The following is a 20,960-nucleotide window of genomic DNA, read 5'->3' as shown; positions in this document are numbered from 1 at the left end:
AAGGATGGAGGGTATCTATGGAAACCATGACAAGAGGAGAGCTGGCTAAGCGTACCGGTGTAAGTATGGCAACCCTCCGTTATTATGAGGACAGCGGGATTCTGCCCGCTCCCGGTCGTTCCTCCAACGGATACCGGGTGTATACTGAGGATTATTTGGTGAAGATTAAATTTATTAAGGATGCCCAGTCGCTGGGTTACTCTCTAAAGGAAATACAGGATACGTTACAGTTACTCAGTCAGGAAGACATGGAAAAGGAAACGTTAAAAACCCTTGTACGCGAACGCATCACTGACATTCAGAAGCATATTGACCATCTGGAACAGCTGCAGATTAATCTGGCACGACTGTTGCATACACCGGAGGACGATATCGACAATTATATTCAATCGTTCAGGGTGCAAAAGAAAGAGCCGTAATCGCGGCTCTTTTCCTGTTTAGCAGAAAACAGGAGTTGACTAACGAGCAGGGAATCGGAGATTTAGAAAGAATACATAGTGTAGTTTGCCAATACATAATGGTGTTTAACGTGATTTCAATAATTTCAATAATGAAACTCACACCACAAAAGGAGTAACATTTTCTATGAGGGATTTGCAAGGTTTTGTATCCGATTACATCAAAGGAAAGAAACATCTGCATCTTGAGATTGGCGTTATTACAAAGGGAGATATCGAATATCATTCATTGGGCAATCCCCAAAAGAAGAGCATGGCTTCTCCTGAACACAGGTTGTTCGAAATCGGCTCTGTAACCAAAGTTTTTACATCGATCCTTCTGTTAGAATTGGAACGTGAACAGCAGCTTTCTACGGATGACACGGTTGGCAAGTACATATACAACGCTAAAAACGATTATTTGAATAAGGTTACCTTAAAAAGTCTTGCTACGCATACCTCTGGATTGCCTAGACTTGCCACAAATCTGAACCCCACGAAAAACCGATTGAATCCGTATTCAGATTATACCGAGGATGATTTACTTGCTTTTTTATCGGATGCTGACTTTGCGGATCAGATGGGTTCATTTGAGTATTCCAATACCGGCGTGGGCTTACTGGGCTATATCCTATGTAAAGTATCAGGCAGTACATATGACGATCTGCTGAAAAAATATATCACAGGTCCATTAAACATGACGGAGACAGCAGCTATGCTGAATGCAGAACAGAATGGCAGATTTGTAGATGGACATACGTCAACGGGGAAAAAGATGCCTCACTGGGATCTTAGTGTACATGCAGGGGCTGGGGCGATCAAGTCATCTGTTCACGATATGAGTTTATTTGTTCAGGCCAACCTTAATGATGATCATCCGATAGCCTCTGCAATACAAAAAAGTCATGTTCCTATAATGATTGGAGATTCGGACTTATATTTAGGATGGCATAAGGATAAGCTCTTAGATCAGAATATTCTCTGGCATAATGGGGGGACATTTGGTTTTAGCAGTTATTTAGCCTTAAACAAGGAACAGGGTATAGGCATCGTATTATTGTCCAATTATTGTTTTGGATCAGCCTCAATTGTGGATGAGTATCTGGATGCGATATTCAAGTTTATAACTAAAAAAGACCTTTATCCACTCATGCCGCTGGATCCCGTGGGTAATAAAATACTGGAAGTCATGATGCAGGGATAAAAAAACACCTCCAATAGAGATCACCTGAGGATGTACTTCGGCGCTCTCTGTTGGAGTTTTTTTTCGTTCTATCTTAATAGTCTTGATCATGACATACCCGCTTCACGCAGAAAATGGTGCACAATCTTCGTCTGATACTTGATACGGGTCGAGCGTTTCAGACTCCAACAGGTCTCCACTGTGACGGAACGGGCTTGTAATAGTCTTGAAGCCGCTGTACGGGCAGATCCCGGCAATTCATGCTGCTTGAGGTTAAAATGACGATCATGAATGGCAATCGACCGATTCATCCGTTCGATAACTCTTCTGCAAGCTGGAATCGTCCCACTGCCGGGATTAGTGATCAACGTCTGTCCAAGCACCCGTGAACTAAGCTGTGACAGGCCGTTAGCTTCATGCAGATCAAGCCACCAGTCGGCCCGATGTTCACGCGCCAGCTGAAAAACTGCCGCAGCGAGCGGATGCTTGGCCTTGCCTGACATACGACGTGGAAACGTACGATTCAGATCTGGCTTGCCTCTGATTTTCTTAGCGTAGGCTTGCTGGTTCACGCGTGGCACGATAATTAACAGCCCTCGCTGAATGGCGTGACGACCTGTCGCAATATCATTTGCGAGTTTTTGCGCAGCGGCCATACTCGCCGTTTCATTCCCGTGAACCCCGGATGTAATGAACATCACGGGTCCCGGCATCATGCCACGTACAATGAAGTAGGGAGTAGCGTGTACGGTGGATGCTAGAAGGACATGTTTGGTCACAAGCATGACGCTTCACCTCCGTTATTACAGTACGCCATGTCCCTCTTTCATGTAACGGCGTAAGAACAGGTCTTCATCCTATTTCCTCACAAAATGGGCCGACTAATATACCCGATGAATGATATCTTCAAAATCGGGTTCTTTCATCTCTACATCTTCAATCTCACCCCAGTGCTCCAACTGTTTCAGAATGTCCATTGTGCTCCATTCCTTCCGGTTCACTTCGACGGTGACAATCTGTCCTTCCATTCCAGTAATATGTATCGCGGACGACACAACATCCGGGATATAAAACGCTCCTCGGAACGTTACCCGAATCAGCGTAGGTAGTCCGATGGTTTCGCGAAGTGACGAGATCGTGCCGTCATATGTCAGTTGACCATGGTTAATCACCATGACCCGGCTGCATAACTGCTCAATGTCGTCCATGTCATGTGTGGTCAGCAAAATCGTTTTGCCAAACGTTTCATTTAATGTACGTAGAAATTGACGAATGTTCCGCTTTGCGTTCACATCCAGTCCGATCGTTGGTTCATCGAGAAAAAGCAGTTCCGGATCATGCAGCATGGAAGCTGCGAGATCGGCACGCATGCGTTGCCCAAGCGAGAGCTTGCGGACAGGCGTGGCCCAGAACGATTCAAGGTCCAGCAGCTCGGCGAACTGGGACAGCCGTTTCTTTTTATCCTCGGCACGAACGCCGTACATCTCGGCCAGAATATCATATGAATCTTTCACGGGCAGATCCCACCAGAGCTGACTGCGCTGTCCAAACACAACACCTAGTCGACCAACGGTCCTGCGCCTGTCCTGATGTGGGTTCATACCGTCAAGCTTTACCTCACCCGAGGTTGGGTGCAGGATACCTGTCAGCATTTTGATCGTGGTAGACTTTCCAGCCCCGTTCGGACCGATGTAACCCACAAATTCCCCTGGGCCGATATCAAAACTGATATCGCGTACCGCTTCCTTGTGGACACATATTCACGTGAAAATAACGTACGTAGACCGGAGAAACGTCCTTCGCGAATAACAGGAGTCTTGAATTCCTTTTGCAGATGCCGTGCTGTGATCATGTTCATGATTCGTTTCGCCTCCTTAGCTACCTGTACTTTGATATTTGGTCATGCCGAATTGCCAGAAACGCAGACTTGCAACCAAGCTCAGTACGGCAACCGCCGCAACAGCAACAAGAATCCACGCTCCTCCTTCACCCCGTAACAGGTAAAGTGACGGAATGTAGTTGACGAATCCCACGGGAATTACCGTCAGCAGAATACCAGACATCCATTTGGGATATAACGTTAGCGGATATTGGGCAGCCGTTCGTGCGGCATCTTCAGTGATCGTCTGTAATTCCTCGATGCGTGTGGTCCAGAATCCGAGCGTGGCAGTAGCGAGTCCGATGGAAAAGAGAATGACTGCGCCCGTCAGGATAATGAGCAGGGAGAAGGGAATGGCTATCCAGCCAATCTGTCCGCTATGCATCATGCCTGCCAATGACCAGCAGAGAATGAACCCGCCTTGCAGGACTTCCCCAGCCATGATGCGGAAGTTTTGCGGCAGCAGTGCCAGCAATACGGGCATGGGACGTGTTAACAGTTGATCAAGCTCACCATTAACCAGATATTTTTCCAGATGATGAACTTCGTTTCCGAATGTTCGATACAGTGTTTTGGATAACGTCATGATGGCGAAGAGATAACCGATCTCATGGAGGGACCAGCCTTTAATTGCTCCGAATTTGTGCAACACGAGAGCAACCATCAGAAACTCGGAGATCTGAATTAAAGCGGCCAGTACGGACGCCATGATGAAATTGAACTTGTATTGCATCCGACTGCGGATGCTTGTTCGAATGAGCATTTTATATAAATTGAACCAGGAAGTCCGTTTCATCCGCCTTGTACCTCCACTTTACGACGTAACACTTGGGTGATGGCAAGACAGATCAACGTCATAAAGACACACCAAAGCAAGGTTCCCCATAACAAGGAGCCATCTTCGAAACCAAGATAGATTCGGGTAGGTACATAGAGCAGGAAAGGGTAGGGTGATATCCAGGCAAGTTGTTCAAGCCAGTTCGGTAGCCATTCCAGCGGAATGAAAAAACCAGCCAGCAGATTCATCATCGCGTGATTGCCCCAGTGAAGCCAAGAGGACTCCGTGGTCCACATCGACGTAGCACCAATGATGTAGTTCATACAGATGGATAAGTATGCGGCGCCGGCAAGACCAAGTGCGGCATAGAATAGTGTTGAAACGTCTGAGGGCCAATGCAGGGAAAAGACAATGGAGAAGAGCAGGTAGATCGGAATACTTTTGTACACGAACTGGTAGGCAATCTGCCCCCATTCGCGTGCCATCAGGTGGGTGAACAGATGAACAGGCCTCATCAGATCCAGTGCGATCTGCCCTGTCCTGACGGATAAGGGAATACCCAATCCGTTCGTGAGAAAACCCGAGATCCAGAGAGAGGATTGCGTGAACGCAATGTAACTGATCATCCCCTGTGTCCCATATTCTCCGAGAGTATGGTCGGCCCCGATGCCGATCCAGAGGCAGGCATACATGTAACCAAACATGGCGCTTGCCAAGTTATGTACCATGTGTGCCCCGCGGTATTGCAGATTCCGGGAGTAGGCTTTGGAAGCCAGAGTGAAATAAAGCATGTGACACCTCCGATAAGTGGATTGAACGGCGTTTCCGTTCACTTCAGTCAAGGCGAAAAAGAGAGAAGGACAACAGCATACCAATTTATTCCTTCACAGGCAAGACATTTTTTTAGCTAATAATGGTATTAACAGGGGTGTTCATGATTGCGCCACAAGACAACGGTCTGTCCGTTCATTTATAATTGAGAGGTAGTATCGCAAACGTTTACAATGTGAAATATTCAAATTTTAAATAAACCGCCGGGCTTGTGCTTGACGATTGAGGATACAGAACGAACAATCCGGCAAGAGAGAAGGATGTCATGAAGAAAATTGCATGGGTCACCGATAGTACCAGTACACTGGATCCCGTTTTTGCGGAGCAAAATCATATCTACATCGTACCGCTGCGCATCGTATTTGGAGAGGAATGTTACCGGGAAACCGATGACATTACATCTGAAATGTTCTATGAGAAACTTGCGGAGGCTTCACGTGCGAGCAGTTCGCAGCCACCTATTGGCGAATTCATTGAACTGTATGAGTCGCTCAAAGACAAGTACGATGAGATTATTACGATTCATTGCTCTACAGAGCTTAGCGGAACGCTGCATACGTCCATGCAGGCTGCAGAGATTGCAGGAGTGACGGTGACCGCAATTGATTCGAAGGCAGGTGCCTATCCTCACCGTGAGATGATTATGCAAGGACTGGAATGGCAGAAGCAGGGATGTTCAGCTGCCGAGATCAAAGTAAACATTGAACAGATGATTGATAACATGTCCTTTTACCTCATACCGGCCAGTCTTCAACATCTTCACCGCAGTGGCCGGGTGTCGGGTACACAGCTGATCATCAGTCAACTGCTCAAGATCCATCTGCTGCTTCGATTTGAAGAGGGTAAAGTGGTTGTGAATGAGAAAATTCGCACGTTCAAGCGGACAAAAGAGCGCATGCTGGATATGCTCAAGCTGGATGTGGAGAAAGTAAAGCATGTGTGCATTATGCATGCGAACAATCAGGAAGAAGCCGTCACGATCAAGAAGCAGATTGCCAATCTGCTCCCTAAATTAAAGACCGAAATCATGCCGTTTATTCCTGTGGTGAGTATTCATGCAGGTGCAGGAACCATTGGACTGTGCTGGATCCACAGTGAGAACGGATATAGAGACTAGAAGCACCAGCATTGATCTACAGACACTCATAGACCTGGCAGGAAACACACTTATACCAAAGTGGTGCTCCTGTCAGGTTTTTTCGTATGTCATTGCCAATTCAAACAAACTGTGAGGTAATAAAGAAAACTGTTCATGTTGGAGGGAAACATGTGTTAAGTCACCGCTTGTTGCTTGTTGAAGATGATCGTTCAATTAGTGAGATGGTCGGGCCGTACTTGGAAAAAGAGGGCTACGACGTCACTTATGCATATGACGGCTTAGAGGCAGAACGTCAGTTCAGCCAGTCACAACCCGGGTATGATCTGGTTATTCTGGATCTGATGCTGCCCCGCAAAAGTGGGATGGATGTGCTGCAAACCATTCGGGCAGTCAGTCTGGTCCCTGTGCTCATTCTGTCTGCGAAGGATGGGGAGGTGGACAAAGCACTAGGTCTGGGGTTCGGTGCAGATGATTACTTGAGCAAACCTTTCTCGTTAATCGAACTGACTGCCCGCATCAAAGCTGCGATTCGCCGCGCCAATTATACGACTCCGCCTGTGGCTGAAGTGGCTACAGATCAGCGTATTCATATCGGAGGACTCATAGTTAACATGGAGACGTACGAGGTGGAGCGTGAAGGTACACCCGTCAAGCTGACATCCAAGGAATTTGGAATTCTGAAGCTGTTGGTTACCCATCCTGGCAAAGTGTTCACCAAGGCTCAGATTTACGCTTCTGTCTGGAACGATCAATATTATGGAGACGAAAATATCATTAACGTACATATGCGTCGTCTGCGTGAGAAACTGGAGGCAGATCCTTCGGCTCCCCAGTATATCAAGACACTCTGGGGCATCGGGTATAAGCTGGAGGCGGAACAGGGATGACACTGATTTTTGCCAGTACAACAGCTATTCTGGCCATTGCTGTCATTGGATTGTGGATGAGATTGCGGAAACGCAGCCAACACCTGTCCTATATTCATCAGAAAATATCCGCAATTCTAGATCAAGGCACCTTTGAGCGTTTGCTCGTATTCAATAGTGATGACCAAGTCAGTCAGCTTTTGAAAGACATGAACCAGCTGCTGGATCATGCGCACCGTGCAAAGGCCGGTTATGCAAACCAGGAGAAGGAGATGCGTAATATGCTCTCCAACATTTCACATGATCTGAAAACGCCACTCACCGTTGTGCTGGGTTATAGTGAGACCTTACTGCACAGCCCATCATTGACCGATCAGGAACGGAAGATTATGACGGAGAAAATACAAGATAAGGCGCAGGAAGTGCTGCGTTTGATCCATTCCTTTTTTGATCTAGCGAAGCTGGAATCTGGAGATACGGAGCTAGTGCTTAGTCGGGTGAATATAAGCGAATTATGCCGGTTGAAGATGCTTTCCTTTTATGAAATGTTGACGAATCTGGGGTTGCACGTGGAGCTGGAGATACCTGATGGTGATATCTTCGTGCAAGCGAATGAAGAAGCCTTGGACCGTGTGCTGGATAATCTCATTACCAATGGAATGAAATATGGAGCAGAGGGTAAGGTACTGGGACTTTCACTTGATCATTCAATAGGTGCACCTGTGACGTTACAGATCTGGGATCAGGGAAAAGGGATTCCTGAGAGCGAGCATAGCCGTGTGTTTGAACGCATGTATACACTGGAGGATTCCCGCAATCGACTCTATCAAGGCAGTGGCCTGGGTCTGACCATTACGAAACGGCTAGTTGAGCGGATGGGTGGAAGTATTCACTTGCATAGTGTGCCACATCAACGGACTGTATTCTCGGTTACCTTAAAGGCTTGGTAGACCCTGCGTTGGCGTGTCCGGTCAGACTTAAGGTTTTTGTAAGATTTGATTAATAAAAAAGAAGACTTTTCTCTTTACAATATAGATATAGGAACCCGGACAGGGGACGTAAAGGAGAACAAGGACGATGAATTATATCGCACGAACAATAGATGTGACTAAAGTATATGAAGGGGTGGAGGTTGTATCCAACGTCAATATGAATATCAAGCAAGGTGAGATCTATGGATTCCTAGGTCCGAATGGTGCTGGTAAAACAACCATCATGAAGATGCTCACCAATCTCGTCAAACCAACCACAGGGGAGATAGAACTGTTCGGGGAGAAGCTAACGCCGACCTCCTATGAAGTGCTGAAGCGAATGGGCAGTATTATTGAATATCCTTTTTTCTACAATAGACTGTCTGCTCGCGAGAATCTGGAACTTCACTGTGAATACATGGGATTCTACAACAAAAAGATCATCGACAACACGATGGAAATGGTAGGGCTGAAGGATACGGGCAAGAAACCGGTCAAAGACTTCTCCTTGGGCATGAAGCAAAGGCTCGGACTGGCTCGTGCACTAATAACCACACCTGAACTGCTCATTCTGGATGAACCGATCAACGGATTGGATCCTGTAGGGATCCGGGAAATGCGAGATTTGTTCAAGCGCCTTAGCAATGAGTATCGCATTACCCTGCTGGTCTCCAGTCACATTCTTGGCGAGATAGAGCAGATTGCGGACACAGTTGGTGTCATTCGCGGCGGTCGCTTGGTGGAGGAAGTATCGATGGAGAGCATTCGTGGAAGTCAAAATGAGTACATCGAGTTACAGGCGGTGGATATCCGCAAAGCGACCTATGTCATTGAACACCAGCTTGGTTTGAGTAATTATAAACTGGTTGACGACCAAACGTTACGCATCTATGATCCGGGAATTATTCCATCAGAACTGAACACCAAGCTGATCCAAAACGGCATTGAGATCGAATCGATATCCAAACGGGCTCATTCCCTGGAAGAACACTTCATGAAGCTTGTGAAAGGGGATGAAGACGTTGCTTAAACTAATCAGACTTGAGATGCGGAAGCACCGTTTTGCACGTAATTTTGCAGGTGCAGGTATTGCCAGCATAGCCATTCTTCTTTTCCTGATCATGATTGGATTCGTGGATGTGGGAGCAGAAGATTATGCCTATGCCGATTACCAGACCGCCTTTATGATTATTGATACGTTTGTGAGAGCGACCTTTATCATATTTGCAGGAGCTTTATTATCCAAGCTGGTGATCAGTGAGTATAGAAATAAAACGATGAACGTCATGTTCACCTATCCCATCCAGCGTCATAAAATCATCGCTGCCAAATTGATTATCGTGTTTGGTTTTACATTTGTGATGATTATGGTTAACGATCTGTTCATGGGCTCACTATTGTTGATTGTTAATCAATTCTACTCCTTCATTCCTGAATCACTGACGAATCGGGATATATTGGGACTTCTGGTGAAGTACAGTATAAGTTCTTTATCGGCTGCGTGTATGGCACTCATTCCCCTATTCTTCGGTATGCGTAAGCATTCTGTTACAACTACAATGGTCTCGTCCATTTTGCTGGTTTCGATTGTCTGCTCCGGATTCAACGGGTCGGAAGTTTCCATTCATTCTCTTATTATTATTCCTCTGACCCTTGGAGCAATAGGGATATGGATTGCTTCGATGTCCATGGTTCGTCTGGAGACAAAAGATGTGAACTGAATCATTCGGAAAACCATGCTCTGTATGGCTTCAGATGCCATTGACATCCGCTCGTACAAGGGATAGGATAATGTCAACTGAGACACGAAGGAGAATGCAACTACCATGACGATTCCAAAAACATTAACAATAGCTGGTTCGGACACGAGCGGCGGTGCAGGTATTCAAGCTGATTTGAAAACTTTTCAGGAGCTGGGTGTGTATGGCATGACCGTACTGACTACGGTTGTGGCAATGGAGCCCGAAACATGGGATCACCAGGTCTTTCCTGTTGAATTAAATGTGGTTGAAGCGCAGCTTCGCACGGTTCTGGACGGCATCGGTTTTGATGCAATGAAGACAGGTATGCTCGGTTCTGTAGATATTATTGAATTGGTAGCAAAACATATTCGCCGCAGCGGTCTGCCACAGATCGTTATCGATCCGGTAATGGTATGCAAAGGTACAGACGAAGTACTGCAACCGGAAAATACGGAAGCGATGATCGAATTCCTGTTGCCAGGTGCCGATCTGGTTACACCTAATCTGTTCGAAGCATCCCAACTGGCGAAGAGTGGACCGATTCGCTCCAAGGAACAGATGGAAGCAGCGGCAGCAGCAATTCATGCCCATGGCTCGAAACATGTTCTGATCAAGGACAGAGGTGTCATTAGCCCGGGTAAAGCAATGGATCTACTCTATGATGGAACCAACTACGAATGGTTTGAAGCCGATGTTGTCGGCTCCGGATATACGCATGGTGCGGGTTGCACGACGTCTGCGGCGATTACCGCAGGATTGGCTCGTGGTCTTTCAGTGAAAGAGGCTGTTCGTGAAGGTAAAGCCTTCGTGACCAAAGCGATTGCCGGCGGATTCCCGCTAAACCGTTTTGTTGGCCCGACACTGCATGTGGCACACCGTCTGGAGCAACAACGTTAAGTGTTGCCAGGGAGCGCGCAGTAGCGCATCAATTCTGGATAACACACTTCGATTTCATTCAAGTAGCTGTCAATGAGCAGGAGCTTGCTCGTTGATGGCTTCTTTTTTATGCGAATTTTTATAAAAAATAGTAACTTTTGGCTTATATTAATCGTATATATCATGGGAGCATTCCAAAACATGTGTGGACACATGAACGACACATGGAATAGGTATGTTATCATCAGAAATCTAAAAGGAGAGTCGGCCATGATCAGAACAGTGCTTCTGGTGGAAGATGAAAGCCGCATTCGTGAGATTGTGGCCGATTATTTCATAAAAGAACAATGGAACGTCATAGAAGCAGAACATGGAGTACAGGCACTGGAACTGTTGGCTCTGCATGAGGTGGATTTGGTTATTCTGGATGTTTTGATGCCTGAAATGGATGGATGGACGTTATGTGGGCATATTCGATCCCAATCCACCGTACCTATTATCATGCTGACTGCACGGTCCGAGGATGACGATAAAATTCATGGATTTCAGCTGGGCGTAGACGATTACGTTACCAAACCGTTTAGTCCACGTGTGCTGGTTGCACGTGCAGAGACATTAATGAAGCGTGTTGAAGGTGCATTTGGACGAGAGCAGGGTGTGATTCGTTTCGGACAGGTAACCCTTGATCCATGGGCCAGACGTCTGGAGAAGGACGGAATTGAAGTGGAACTTGCACCAAAGGAATATGATCTGTTGCTTTATTTGGTACGTAATGCAGGCATTGTGTTGTCCCGGGATGCCATTTTGAATCGGATCTGGGGATTTGATTTTGAAGGGGACTCACGTGTTGTAGATACCCACATCAAGAAGCTGCGCAGCAAACTGGGTGATGAAGCCAAGTGTATCCGGACGGTGATTGGCACTGGATATCGTTTCGAGGCAGAAGCATGAGAAGAAATGGCGTAACGATGAAGCTTTTCCTGGTCATGGCAGGATGTCTGGTTCTTCTATATGGGACGACGGTTTTTGCCCAGTTGTTCTGGTTCCCCGACTTCTATCAGCATCAAAAGGTCAGCAGTATGAAGAAAAAGCTGTCCAAGTTCGAACAGCAATACTCCAATGGGCATTGGAGTGATTTACAGCTAGCCAAGGAGACCGGGAAGTTCATGCGTCAGAATCAATCACATCTGGTCATTTTGACGAATACCGGAAGATTGGTTAATGACCCGTTCCACATTACGTTGCTTCAAGAGGATGGAAGTCACGTGAAAGTGTCCTTGTCCTTGTTTATCAATAGTGAGAATGCTGGCTGGATTACATCCCATCTAAAATATGGGCAAGAACTGACGGTGAAAGGTCCGGCCAGCGAATCCATGGTCTATCCATTCAAAATCCAGGATGCCACTTCTGCCGCATGGGGAACAGAAAGCTTTCAGGAATCAATTGAACCTGTAAAGGAATGGTCAGGCGTATTAACCGAGGTAGTTCTTCCCAATCTGGCAACGTGGAGTCAAAGGCAGGGACTGCTGGTGCAAGCACTGGATAGCCGGTTCCCATTATCCACCGAAGACCAACTTGCCTTGGCGAATGGCAAAATGCTCAATGAAGAATGGATGGATAGCTGGAGCGGTGTTCGCAATGTCATCACCATTGCTCCAGTGCATCGTTCCGGACCCGAGCAACAACTGATCTTTTCGCTCACCTCTCTACAGGAGATGAGGGAAGCGAATGAGGCAACACGTTTGTTCTATGCGTATTTTGGCATTGGGGCATTTATATTGATTCTGTTGCTGGCGTTACTCCTGTCCCGAATTATAACGAAGCCGCTCTTGGCCTTGAACCATGTCGCGAAAAAAATGTCTACGCTGGATTTCACGGTGAAATCACCCATCCGGCGTAATGATGAGATCGGCAGTCTGTCTAACAGCCTTAATGCCTTATCAGGAACCTTGGGTCAGACACTGGAAGAGCTGAGGCAGGCCAACACGCAGATGCGTACAGATATGGAAATGAAGCAGGAGATTGAACAGCGTCAGCGCAAGTTTTTTGCCGATGCATCACATGAACTTAAGACTCCAATCAGCATTATTAAGGGATATTCTGAAGGGCTGAAGGATGGCGTGAGTGAGAGCAAACGGGAGCGTTACATTGAGATCATTGCCGATGAGGCGATCAAAATGGAAACGATGGTTGAAGAGATGCTGGATCTGGTGCGACTGGAATCCTCAGCGGTTCAATTGAATACGGATGCTGTTGCACTGGCTGACATGATTGAAGATATCGCCGGCCGTCTGGGTCCGCAACTGAAGGACAAAGGATTGGATGTGGTGCTTGTATCCACAACAGAACAGACGGTTGAGGGTGACCGAAGCAAGCTGGAGCAAGTTATTTTCAATATCATGATGAATGCTATACGTCATGCGATACCACATACCGATATAACTATTGAGATTAGCAGGCGTGAAGGTTTTGTCCATATTTCCATTGAGAATAAGGGCGAGCAGATAGCTGAAGCTGAGCGGCAGTATATATGGGAGAGGTTCTATCGGGTAGAGCGCTCACGTAATCGTAAAATGGGTGGTACCGGGCTTGGTCTGGCCATTGCGAAGCAGATTCTTGATCTGCATGGGTGCAGTTATGGAGTGGAGAATACACCGGATGGAGTCCGTTTTTATATTATTTTTCCTAAAGCCTAGTACGAAAGGGAGTCAAATCTTATGAAATCTTTACCATCGATATTAACCTTGGGGAATCTGAGTTCAGGCATGCTGGCAATCATTATGGCTATTCATGGTGAATTTGCCCTGGCTGTGATGATGATATGGGTAGCGATGTTCTTTGATCTGTTTGACGGGTATGCGGCTCGCAAATTGCATTGTGAGGGTGAGTTCGGCAAGTCCCTGGACTCGCTTGCGGATGTAGTTTCATTCGGAACAGCACCCGTGCTGATTCTGTACCTGAATTCCATGATTGAAGTGAGTGTGCTGGGGATGGCACTGACTGCATTGTTTCCGATTTGCGGTGCTTTACGTCTGGCCCGTTATAACTGTCAGAAGACAGCAAGCAGTGGTTTTGTCGGAATGCCGATTACATTTGCGGGAGGTCTGATGTCCTTTTTCGCACTCTGGAGTCCTTATTTCACACATGGTGTAGCCTATCTTGTCATTATTGTATTATCCAGTCTCATGGTGAGCCAAATCCGATTCCCGTCTCTAAAACAAGTGTTAGCCTCACATGAGAAGGATATTGTGGAACCGAAATAAGGAGCGAGTCAGTATGGAATTTGCAAAAGAATTTATTGGTCAATATGGTTATTTCGCAATATACGGACTACTGGCTCTTGGCGTTATTGGAATGCCAATTCCGGATGAGGTGATGATGACGTTTGTCGGTTATCTCGCCTCCATCTCGGTATTGAATTACTCCGTATCCATCGCCGTCAGCTTCGGTGGCGCATTTACCGGAGGGCTGCTTAGCTACATGATTGGCAAAAAAGCGGGCAGGCCGCTGGTTGAAAAATACGGCAAGTGGGTTGGCGTTAATGCCAAACGATTCAGCAGGGTGGAGTCGTGGTTCCTCAAATATGGGTATTGGTCCATCATCCTGGGTTACTTCATTCCAGGCATTCGTCATCTGATGTGTTGTTTCTCCGGAATTAGCAAGATGGCCATCGGCAGGTACGTAGTTGTATCGGGCATTGGTGCATTCGTCTGGTGTGTTGTCTTTATCTCGATTGGTTTTTATGTTGGCGTGTTAACTTAAAATGGGACAGCCTGTTGTAACAACAGGCAAAGATCGAAGACCTCTTGAGTGTAAGGTGGTCTTTTTTTGTTTTTCTATATATGGTCGGAGACCTCATTCTAAGTAATTTAATCGACTACAAGTAACTTACCCTTGGAGCTGTCGGCTAGCCCGCAAGCTATTTCAAGTAAATTCTAGCTCAGAGCTATTCCTCCGTGTAAATCTCCATGTAAACTCGATATTGATGAAAGTATCTGACACTCCAGTATCTAAACTGGTTCGCAATTAGGTTTAATAGTAGTAACTCCAAAAGTTATAATAATAACTCCAAAAGTTTCGGAGTCATTTCTAAAATTCTAACGAACTCAGGTGAGCTTATTATCGAGATAAGAGGCATGTTGGAATTCTAACGAATCCCAGCAAACTTATTTCACGAAAAGGCCCGAAAAAGTGCCCTGATCTACTTCATATCATCACAATAAGATGTCCTGAGTTCGTTAAAAAATGGATATGTACGATATCGGCGAAATAGAGTGTCTCATGTTCGTAAGATATACGTTCGATATCGTTGAGCGCCACTAGCGACATGTAATACTTGTTGATCAATCAGGCTGTGAAGAACTCTTCGAGCATGTTGATCCGTGATTCGCAGGTGTGTTGCTAGTTCCGAGGGGGCAAATGGACGGATGATGCGTCTGGCATAACGAACAGTCTCGGCTTCTAGCCAATTTAAGGATGTCGGAACGTCCGTAGCAATGAATTTTCCCATAAAAGAGAGCACAAGCTGTTGGCACCGTTTCGGTTCGTCTTTAATGGAGAGATACGCGATCGGCAGAAAAATCCAATCATCAAGCGTTAGCAGACAATGCCGCCAGCATAAATCTTTAAAACGCCGTACATCCAGATCACGGGCATGTGGCCCGTATCCCTGAATCTCAATACCTCCCTTAACGCCGTTACCTGGCATGTATGCAAGATCCAAATACCGATAGCCGTTATGAAAGTCTCGAACTTCCTATTCGGGTTGCAAATGGTTAAAGTTTTTCATCACCGGAAACCAGACTGAACGTAAAAATTCCAACGTGCCATGTTCAAGTCCATTTTCTAGTCTGGACAGTACTCTGGGGTTCGTTTCCTTCTCCAGAAGGGAGTGCATCCAAACATCGTAAACCTCCTCAAAATCAATGCTCATCGTCTTCATCTCCTCTAAAAATAAAATAAACGAACGTGAACAGGCTTCAGGTCGTCATGTCAAAATACAAAAAGCCGCTCTGACCATTTCCAACCTTCGCGTTGAAGGGGAGAATGGATCAAAGCGGCGTGTGCTTCACGACCGATGTGTTACATTTCTAGATCAAGTATAGCTTTAAATATGGAATGATTTCAATACCTTTTCCAATAGAGGATATCTCAAGCCAAGGTCTGAATGCCAGAACGAGACTGGACGTATTCCGAGCTAGTAGGTGCTACACTTTAAATGTGTGAGAACGCGTCCCTTAATGTGCGAGTAAGCGATATAGACGCTGTAAAAGTAGATTATTCTCGCCTTCAAGGCTGTTTACATTTAAATTAAGTTCTTCGTACCGCGGGTATGCGTCTTCTCTTGCTCATGCTTGGAAAGAAGCGTAGAGCGGGCAATAAGAGCTAAGGAATCTGAGAAACGTTATTTCGGAATGTACAGCCATTTTCAGCGTTTTGTTATGAAAATTTGGGAAATAAGGTGTCTGATGTTTCTTACAATTGAAAAAGAGAGCCAGAGGACCAAATAAGACGTACTGGGTTCCTTAGAAAAAATGAAGGGTTATTCTTAAGGCGCAGCCGGCCTACATTTCAGGAATTTTACGCCCGTTGATGCTTCAAGACAGTGTTAGTATGTGTGACGACTGGATGCCTTGGGTGTGCCAAATGCGAAAAGCTAAAAGTGCAGCATATCATCAAGACACAGCTTACCTGAGTCGCAAGACACTCATAGTAATTCTAGGGACACAACTGAAGTCTAGAGTTCAGAGTGCCACAATGGAATCTTTATTGTTAAGTTTTGAACTGAGACATATCTCACCCGTTCAAATGAGATTCTTCAATTCCTTTTTCAACCCGCTCCTCCCCTTTTTTACGTGCAAAGGTGATTTTGAGGAGTGGCGGAGTAACCAGTGTAGTCACAATAACCATGATCACAACGCTGGTAAAATACTCTGAATCAAGCAAGCCCGAAGCAAGTCCGGTCGAAGCAATAATTAGAGCAACTTCCCCTCTGGAGATCATGCCTGCACCAATAGCAATAGAAGAGGAACGGTCGAACCCGGTCAGCCGGGCACCAGCTCCACCACCGATAAGTTTGGTAACAATAGCGATGAGACTTATAACAACAATAAACCAAATTTGTGAACCCACACCATCAAAAGTGACATTTAAGCCGATACTGACAAAGAAAACCGGGACAAATATTCCGTAAGCAATCGGCTCGATTTTAGTTTCAACCTCATGTTTGAATTTGGTTTGGGAGATCGCGATACCAGCGGCAAATGCACCAATGATTCCAGCAACTCCCATCCACTCTGCAAAGTATGAAAAGAGGAAACAGATAATGAGTCCTGTCGTAATCACGGTTTCCGTGACCCGCAATGGTGCCATCCATTTCATGACCCGTGGCACAAGCCACCAGCCTGCTGCAAAGATGATGACAAAGAACAAAAGTTTCTTACCAATCAACAATCCAATAGAGACATCCCCTCCACCTGTGCCGAGCAAGCTCATCATGACGGCGAGCAGAACCACAACGAGCACATCATCCACAACGGCTGCACCAAGGATTGTTGTACCCTCCCGTGAACTCAGTTGATTCATATCCTTCAACGTCTGAACTGAGATACTGACGGAAGTGGCACAGAATAAAAGTCCAAAGAACAGCGCGTGTGTCTGCGACATACCAAATGCTATGGCCGAACCGTATCCCCCTACAAAAGGTAAAATAACACCACCGACGGCCACAGCAAAGGCCGCCTTCCAGTTTTTCTTTAATTGCTCCAGATCGGTTTCCAGTCCGGCGATGAACATCAACAACAGTACCCCGATCTCCGCCATATAATGAACGAAATCTGTCTTCTCCACCCAACCGAGCAGCGCAGGTCCGAGGATGACACCTACAATCAGTTTCCCCAAAACGGATGGTTGACCCAATCTTACGGATAGATCACCAGCGAGTTTGGTAAAGATTAAAATAAGTGCAAGAACCAAAATAAATTCCATAGCTGTTCTTCCCTCCAGTAGTAGCGTCTATAGGTTAACCAACCCAAGGGCGATCCATCCTCCGCTTCAAACAGACAAAAAGGCACAGAAAGGCATTAGGAAAGTGCCGTTCTGTGCCTGAAAAAGACAAAGAGGGGCCCTTGGTGACAGGCTCCTCCAGTTTCAACGCGTATGTGATTAATTGCATTAATTATACCACAAATGTAGACTCGGGTAAATGGGAGCCGGTTTGGATTTGATTGAAAACGGCCGCAAAGGGGCATTTTATAGGGAAGTGCAGCGGTTTTTGTTCAGAGTGTTGTCACTTAACAGCCCGTAATTGCCGAGATATAATGATATAGAACATAGAAGTTAGGATATGAGGAGGATTTTGCATTGGGCAAAAATAACAAAGGGGAGCAGAACATTCCATCCCCGACGAGTAATAAAAATTTCGCAGGCATCATTATCACGATTTCCATTCTCGCTAATGTCATTATTTTATTATTGTTCTTCGCACCGTCAATTGGTTACAAAGGTGATGTAACCTTTGATATTACGGTGTTGCCGCGGTTTAATGCCGTGTTTAACAGCTTTACCTTTATCTTCCTGCTCGCAGCGCTTATTGCGATTATCAAGCGAAATGTGAAGCTGCACAAACGATTTATTCTTGCTGCATTCTCAACAACACTGTTATTCCTCGTGACCTATCTGACGTTTCATTACCTCTCACCAGAGACGTCCAAATACGGCGGCGAGGGCATCATTCGTTCCATTTATTTCTTCATTCTGATTACCCATAGTATACTGGCAGCCCTGATTGTTCCATTGGCGTTGTTCACACTTGTATGGGGTTGGACGAATCAATTGAAGAAACACCGCAAAATTGCACGTTGGACGATGCCAATCTGGCTGTACGTCAGTTCTACAGGTGTGGTGGTATACCTGATGATGGCACCATATTATTAATGTGATGAACGTTTCATTGTGCTAATTAATTTGACTTGTGGGTAATGTTTCCATGGAAGGAGGGTTCACATTTATGTACAGAGTTGTTTTGATTCGCCATGGACAGAGCATGTGGAATGTAGAGAATCGTTTTACCGGATGGACTGATGTGGATCTGACGACGGATGGTTACGCAGAAGCACGTAAAGCAGGGAAGATCATGAAGGAACAGGGATTTGATTTTGATTACGCCTATGCATCCGTGCTGAAACGTTCTATCCGAACACTCGATATTGCGCTGGATGAAATGGACCTCATGTGGATTCCTATTACGAAGACTTGGAAGCTGAATGAACGCCATTATGGTGCACTGCAAGGACTGAACAAACAGCAGACTGCTCTGAAGTACGGGGAAGACCAAGTAAAGGAATGGAGACGATCCGTGAACGTATCTCCCCCTGCACTGGACGAAACAGATGACCGATATGTGCAGGATCTGGACAAGTACAAGCGGCTCGGATGCACCATCCCTTTTACGGAGAACCTAATGGATACCTCGAAGCGTGTTCTGGAGTACTGGAATGCGGAGATTAAACCGATGGTGTCTGCTGGCAAAAGAGTGCTGATCTCTGCGCATGGGAACACGCTCCGTTCACTCGTCATGCATCTGGACCAATTGTCCGAAGCAGACGTGATGGCGCTCAATATCCCAACGGGCATTCCGCTTGTCTACGAATTGGATGAAGATCTGCATCCCATCGGACACTTTTATCTGACCGCCGATGGTTCGACCTACAAACATGAAGAAATGACCCATGTGGCAACGCCATCTGATTAATTGGACATGGACGTATGTCTTGATTGTACGAAAGCTTGTATGATTTATCTCGTTCGGTTGATGTTTCAACAGGACGATTGAAAGATGACCGCTGAATTGAATTCGGAGGTCATCTTTTTTTCTGCGATCAAGCCTGTACTTCGTTTCGTTTTGCTCCCACAGGGTAATTGTCAAACAAGACACGATGTACATTTATCCTGAAGGAGGAGAAGCACATGTCTAAAAGAAGAGGAATACTCATGACGGCTATCGGCGCAGGTGTGACTTATCTGATGAGGAACAAACAAGCAAGAGATAAGCTGTTTAGCACTGTCTCGGGTATGATGAAAAACCCCAATTCGTCCAATGGAACAAGTAAAACCAGACCACGTGTGGAAGTGAAATAGATTGCGATAGTTCGTTTATCGATTGAATTTAAATGATGATCACGAGAAACCTGGAGATGAAGTCGTTCCAGGTTTTTTTGTGCAGTTGAAAACTACCCTTTGTTTCGGTGAGGCATGCGATTTTTGCCAGCAAGAATGATACAATGGATACTTGCAGAACGTATGGAGGGAGATGCACATATGAAGAAAAATCGTCTGGGTACATCCGAACTGATGGTGTCTGAGATTGGGCTGGGATGTATGTCACTTGGAACTGAAATGGAGCACGCTGTGGGTCTGGTTCATGAGGCTCTGGATCATGGGGTCAATCTGTTGGATACAGCCGATCTGTATGACGAAGGGCGTAATGAAGAGATTGTAGGACAAGCTATTAAAGGGCGTCGGGACCAAGTCATTGTGGCGACCAAAGTAGGTAATCGTCGTCTGCCTGGCAAAGAGGGCTGGTCATGGGACCCGTCCAAAGCCTACATTAAGCAGGCTGTACATGAAAGTCTGAAGCGTCTGCAGACCGATTACATCGATCTGTATCAGCTACATGGCGGGACCTTGGACGACCCCATCGAAGAGACGATCGAAGCGTTTGATGAACTGAAGAAGGAAGGACTTATCCGATATTACGGAATTTCCTCCATTCGTCCCAATGTGATTCGGGAGTATGTAAAGAGGGCAGCCATCGTCAGTGTGATGAACCAGTACAGCATTGCTGACCGCAGAGCGGAAGAAGAAGTGCTGCCTTTATTGGAACAAAAGGGGATCAGCGTAATTGCCCGTGGACCAGTAGCTAGCGGTGTGCTTGCCGATTCCGGATCTGCCAAGGCAGACAAAGGTTATCTGGACTATACGCCAGAGCAACTATATACCATTCGGCAAGGGTTAAGTCGTCTTGTTACAGACCAACGCAGTATGGCTCAGACGGCTATTCGCTACGCGTTATCCCATCCTGCCGTAGCAGCTGTTGTCCCTGGTGCCAGTTCAAGAGAACAGTTGTTGCATAATATTGTTGCTTCGAATTCGCCTGAACTCACCCCTGCGGAAATTCAGGAAATACGAGAACTCAGTCCCGCTAATCTGTACAAGCAGCATCGTTAACTCCATTAAGCCTATTTTCAATTGTAACTATACGAGGTACAATGAAGATCAGCCAAAAAAGGAACTTATAA

At 46.1% G+C, this 20,960-nt stretch carries 20 protein-coding genes and 2 pseudogenes; 16 read left to right on the top strand and 6 right to left on the bottom strand.

Annotated elements, in window-relative coordinates; all coding sequences use genetic code 11:
* Nucleotides 1-17: 17 nt before the first annotated feature.
* Nucleotides 18-419, top strand: a complete 402-nt coding sequence (locus MHI52_RS26935) for a MerR family transcriptional regulator (protein WP_036606833.1) — start codon at nt 18-20, stop codon at nt 417-419.
* A 166-nt stretch (nt 420-585) separates the two neighbouring features.
* Nucleotides 586-1,641, top strand: a complete 1,056-nt coding sequence (locus MHI52_RS26930; protein ID WP_405157966.1) for a serine hydrolase domain-containing protein — start codon at nt 586-588, stop codon at nt 1,639-1,641.
* A gap of 86 nt (nt 1,642-1,727) precedes the next feature.
* Here the strand turns inward: MHI52_RS26930 and MHI52_RS26925 are convergent, their stop codons facing one another.
* The 4 genes and pseudogenes from MHI52_RS26925 to MHI52_RS26910 all read right to left on the bottom strand — a co-directional run bounded on the left by MHI52_RS26925 (nt 1,728) and on the right by MHI52_RS26910 (nt 5,068).
* Complete coding sequence (locus MHI52_RS26925; protein WP_315370948.1) at nt 1,728-2,405, bottom strand: succinylglutamate desuccinylase/aspartoacylase family protein; 678 nt, start codon at nt 2,403-2,405, stop codon at nt 1,728-1,730.
* Between the two features lie 96 nt (nt 2,406-2,501).
* Nucleotides 2,502-3,472: pseudogene (locus tag MHI52_RS26920) on the bottom strand (ATP-binding cassette domain-containing protein).
* Between the two features lie 22 nt (nt 3,473-3,494).
* Nucleotides 3,495-4,295: an ABC transporter permease gene (locus MHI52_RS26915; RefSeq protein WP_036606837.1), complete on the bottom strand. Its 801-nt coding sequence runs from the start codon at nt 4,293-4,295 to the stop codon at nt 3,495-3,497.
* The gene (locus MHI52_RS26910) at nt 4,292-5,068 is read right to left on the bottom strand and encodes an ABC-2 family transporter protein (RefSeq protein ID WP_036606839.1); all 777 of its coding nucleotides are present in this window, start codon (nt 5,066-5,068) and stop codon (nt 4,292-4,294) included. The genes MHI52_RS26915 and MHI52_RS26910 overlap by 4 nt, the downstream gene beginning before the upstream one ends.
* 305 nt (nt 5,069-5,373) lie before the next feature.
* Between MHI52_RS26910 and MHI52_RS26905 the strand changes: the two genes are divergently transcribed.
* The 10 genes from MHI52_RS26905 to MHI52_RS26860 all read left to right on the top strand — a co-directional run bounded on the left by MHI52_RS26905 (nt 5,374) and on the right by MHI52_RS26860 (nt 14,424).
* Nucleotides 5,374-6,225, top strand: a complete 852-nt coding sequence (locus MHI52_RS26905) for a DegV family protein (RefSeq protein ID WP_036606840.1) — start codon at nt 5,374-5,376, stop codon at nt 6,223-6,225.
* Nucleotides 6,226-6,428: 203 nt separating this feature from the next.
* Nucleotides 6,429-7,094 (top strand): response regulator transcription factor, encoded by a 666-nt coding sequence (locus MHI52_RS26900; protein WP_405159427.1) that lies wholly within the window; start codon nt 6,429-6,431, stop codon nt 7,092-7,094.
* Nucleotides 7,091-8,023: a sensor histidine kinase gene (locus tag MHI52_RS26895; protein WP_405157965.1), complete on the top strand. Its 933-nt coding sequence runs from the start codon at nt 7,091-7,093 to the stop codon at nt 8,021-8,023. The genes MHI52_RS26900 and MHI52_RS26895 overlap by 4 nt, the downstream gene beginning before the upstream one ends.
* Nucleotides 8,024-8,150: 127 nt before the next feature.
* Nucleotides 8,151-9,074 (top strand): ABC transporter ATP-binding protein, encoded by a 924-nt coding sequence (locus MHI52_RS26890; protein ID WP_405157964.1) that lies wholly within the window; start codon nt 8,151-8,153, stop codon nt 9,072-9,074.
* Entirely contained in the window at nt 9,058-9,765 is a 708-nt protein-coding gene (locus tag MHI52_RS26885; RefSeq protein WP_083669903.1) for an ABC transporter permease, read from the top strand. Before MHI52_RS26890 ends, MHI52_RS26885 begins: the two co-directional genes overlap by 17 nt.
* A gap of 105 nt (nt 9,766-9,870) precedes the next feature.
* Nucleotides 9,871-10,683, top strand: a complete 813-nt coding sequence (gene thiD / locus MHI52_RS26880) for a bifunctional hydroxymethylpyrimidine kinase/phosphomethylpyrimidine kinase (RefSeq protein WP_017692191.1) — start codon at nt 9,871-9,873, stop codon at nt 10,681-10,683.
* 249 nt (nt 10,684-10,932) lie between these two features.
* Entirely contained in the window at nt 10,933-11,613 is a 681-nt protein-coding gene (locus MHI52_RS26875) for a response regulator transcription factor (protein ID WP_036606855.1), read from the top strand.
* Entirely contained in the window at nt 11,610-13,358 is a 1,749-nt protein-coding gene (locus tag MHI52_RS26870; protein WP_282320196.1) for a cell wall metabolism sensor histidine kinase WalK, read from the top strand. Before MHI52_RS26875 ends, MHI52_RS26870 begins: the two co-directional genes overlap by 4 nt.
* A 21-nt stretch (nt 13,359-13,379) precedes the next feature.
* Entirely contained in the window at nt 13,380-13,925 is a 546-nt protein-coding gene (gene pssA / locus MHI52_RS26865; RefSeq protein ID WP_017692194.1) for a CDP-diacylglycerol--serine O-phosphatidyltransferase, read from the top strand.
* Nucleotides 13,926-13,938: 13 nt separating this feature from the next.
* On the top strand, nt 13,939-14,424 hold the full coding sequence (locus MHI52_RS26860) for a DedA family protein (protein ID WP_036606861.1): 486 nt from the start codon (nt 13,939-13,941) through the stop codon (nt 14,422-14,424).
* 517 nt (nt 14,425-14,941) lie between these two features.
* Here MHI52_RS26860 and MHI52_RS26855 read toward each other — a convergent pair.
* Nucleotides 14,942-15,595: pseudogene (locus tag MHI52_RS26855) on the bottom strand (transcriptional regulator).
* An 863-nt stretch (nt 15,596-16,458) separates the two neighbouring features.
* Nucleotides 16,459-17,649, bottom strand: coding sequence for a cation:proton antiporter (locus tag MHI52_RS26850; RefSeq protein WP_405157963.1), 1,191 nt, complete (start codon nt 17,647-17,649; stop codon nt 16,459-16,461).
* A gap of 375 nt (nt 17,650-18,024) precedes the next feature.
* Between MHI52_RS26850 and MHI52_RS26845 the strand changes: the two genes are divergently transcribed.
* The 4 genes from MHI52_RS26845 (at nt 18,025) to MHI52_RS26830 (ending at nt 20,889) form a co-directional block, all read left to right on the top strand.
* The gene (locus MHI52_RS26845; protein ID WP_405157962.1) at nt 18,025-18,597 is read left to right on the top strand and encodes a DUF420 domain-containing protein; all 573 of its coding nucleotides are present in this window, start codon (nt 18,025-18,027) and stop codon (nt 18,595-18,597) included.
* Between the two features lie 73 nt (nt 18,598-18,670).
* A complete protein-coding gene (gene gpmA / locus MHI52_RS26840) occupies nt 18,671-19,414 on the top strand; it encodes a 2,3-diphosphoglycerate-dependent phosphoglycerate mutase (protein ID WP_076328872.1) in 744 nt (247 codons plus the stop codon).
* A gap of 215 nt (nt 19,415-19,629) precedes the next feature.
* Nucleotides 19,630-19,800 carry a hypothetical protein gene (locus MHI52_RS26835; RefSeq protein ID WP_338707038.1) on the top strand — a complete coding sequence of 57 codons (171 nt, stop codon included), beginning with the start codon at nt 19,630-19,632 and terminating at the stop codon, nt 19,798-19,800.
* A 180-nt stretch (nt 19,801-19,980) separates the two neighbouring features.
* Nucleotides 19,981-20,889 (top strand): aldo/keto reductase, encoded by a 909-nt coding sequence (locus MHI52_RS26830; RefSeq protein WP_405157961.1) that lies wholly within the window; start codon nt 19,981-19,983, stop codon nt 20,887-20,889.
* Nucleotides 20,890-20,960: the final 71 nt, after the last annotated feature.

Origin of the sequence: Paenibacillus sp. FSL H8-0283 (assembly GCF_045040675.1) — a bacterium.
Classification (GTDB): Bacteria; Bacillota; Bacilli; order Paenibacillales; family Paenibacillaceae; genus Paenibacillus; species Paenibacillus amylolyticus.
This window is presented reverse-complemented; position numbering and strand designations above follow the sequence as displayed.

Coding starts and splice junctions, on each gene's coding strand:
- MHI52_RS26935 (WP_036606833.1), top strand. CDS start 18: ATGGAAACCATGACAAGAGGAGAGCTGGCTAAGCGTACCGGTGTAAGT.
- MHI52_RS26930 (WP_405157966.1), top strand. CDS start 586: ATGAGGGATTTGCAAGGTTTTGTATCCGATTACATCAAAGGAAAGAAA.
- MHI52_RS26925 (WP_315370948.1), bottom strand. CDS start 2,405: ATGCTTGTGACCAAACATGTCCTTCTAGCATCCACCGTACACGCTACT.
- MHI52_RS26915 (WP_036606837.1), bottom strand. CDS start 4,295: ATGAAACGGACTTCCTGGTTCAATTTATATAAAATGCTCATTCGAACA.
- MHI52_RS26910 (WP_036606839.1), bottom strand. CDS start 5,068: ATGCTTTATTTCACTCTGGCTTCCAAAGCCTACTCCCGGAATCTGCAA.
- MHI52_RS26905 (WP_036606840.1), top strand. CDS start 5,374: ATGAAGAAAATTGCATGGGTCACCGATAGTACCAGTACACTGGATCCC.
- MHI52_RS26900 (WP_405159427.1), top strand. CDS start 6,429: ATGGTCGGGCCGTACTTGGAAAAAGAGGGCTACGACGTCACTTATGCA.
- MHI52_RS26895 (WP_405157965.1), top strand. CDS start 7,091: ATGACACTGATTTTTGCCAGTACAACAGCTATTCTGGCCATTGCTGTC.
- MHI52_RS26890 (WP_405157964.1), top strand. CDS start 8,151: ATGAATTATATCGCACGAACAATAGATGTGACTAAAGTATATGAAGGG.
- MHI52_RS26885 (WP_083669903.1), top strand. CDS start 9,058: ATGAAGACGTTGCTTAAACTAATCAGACTTGAGATGCGGAAGCACCGT.
- thiD (WP_017692191.1), top strand. CDS start 9,871: ATGACGATTCCAAAAACATTAACAATAGCTGGTTCGGACACGAGCGGC.
- MHI52_RS26875 (WP_036606855.1), top strand. CDS start 10,933: ATGATCAGAACAGTGCTTCTGGTGGAAGATGAAAGCCGCATTCGTGAG.
- MHI52_RS26870 (WP_282320196.1), top strand. CDS start 11,610: ATGAGAAGAAATGGCGTAACGATGAAGCTTTTCCTGGTCATGGCAGGA.
- pssA (WP_017692194.1), top strand. CDS start 13,380: ATGAAATCTTTACCATCGATATTAACCTTGGGGAATCTGAGTTCAGGC.
- MHI52_RS26860 (WP_036606861.1), top strand. CDS start 13,939: ATGGAATTTGCAAAAGAATTTATTGGTCAATATGGTTATTTCGCAATA.
- MHI52_RS26850 (WP_405157963.1), bottom strand. CDS start 17,649: ATGGAATTTATTTTGGTTCTTGCACTTATTTTAATCTTTACCAAACTC.
- gpmA (WP_076328872.1), top strand. CDS start 18,671: ATGTACAGAGTTGTTTTGATTCGCCATGGACAGAGCATGTGGAATGTA.
- MHI52_RS26835 (WP_338707038.1), top strand. CDS start 19,630: ATGTCTAAAAGAAGAGGAATACTCATGACGGCTATCGGCGCAGGTGTG.
- MHI52_RS26830 (WP_405157961.1), top strand. CDS start 19,981: ATGAAGAAAAATCGTCTGGGTACATCCGAACTGATGGTGTCTGAGATT.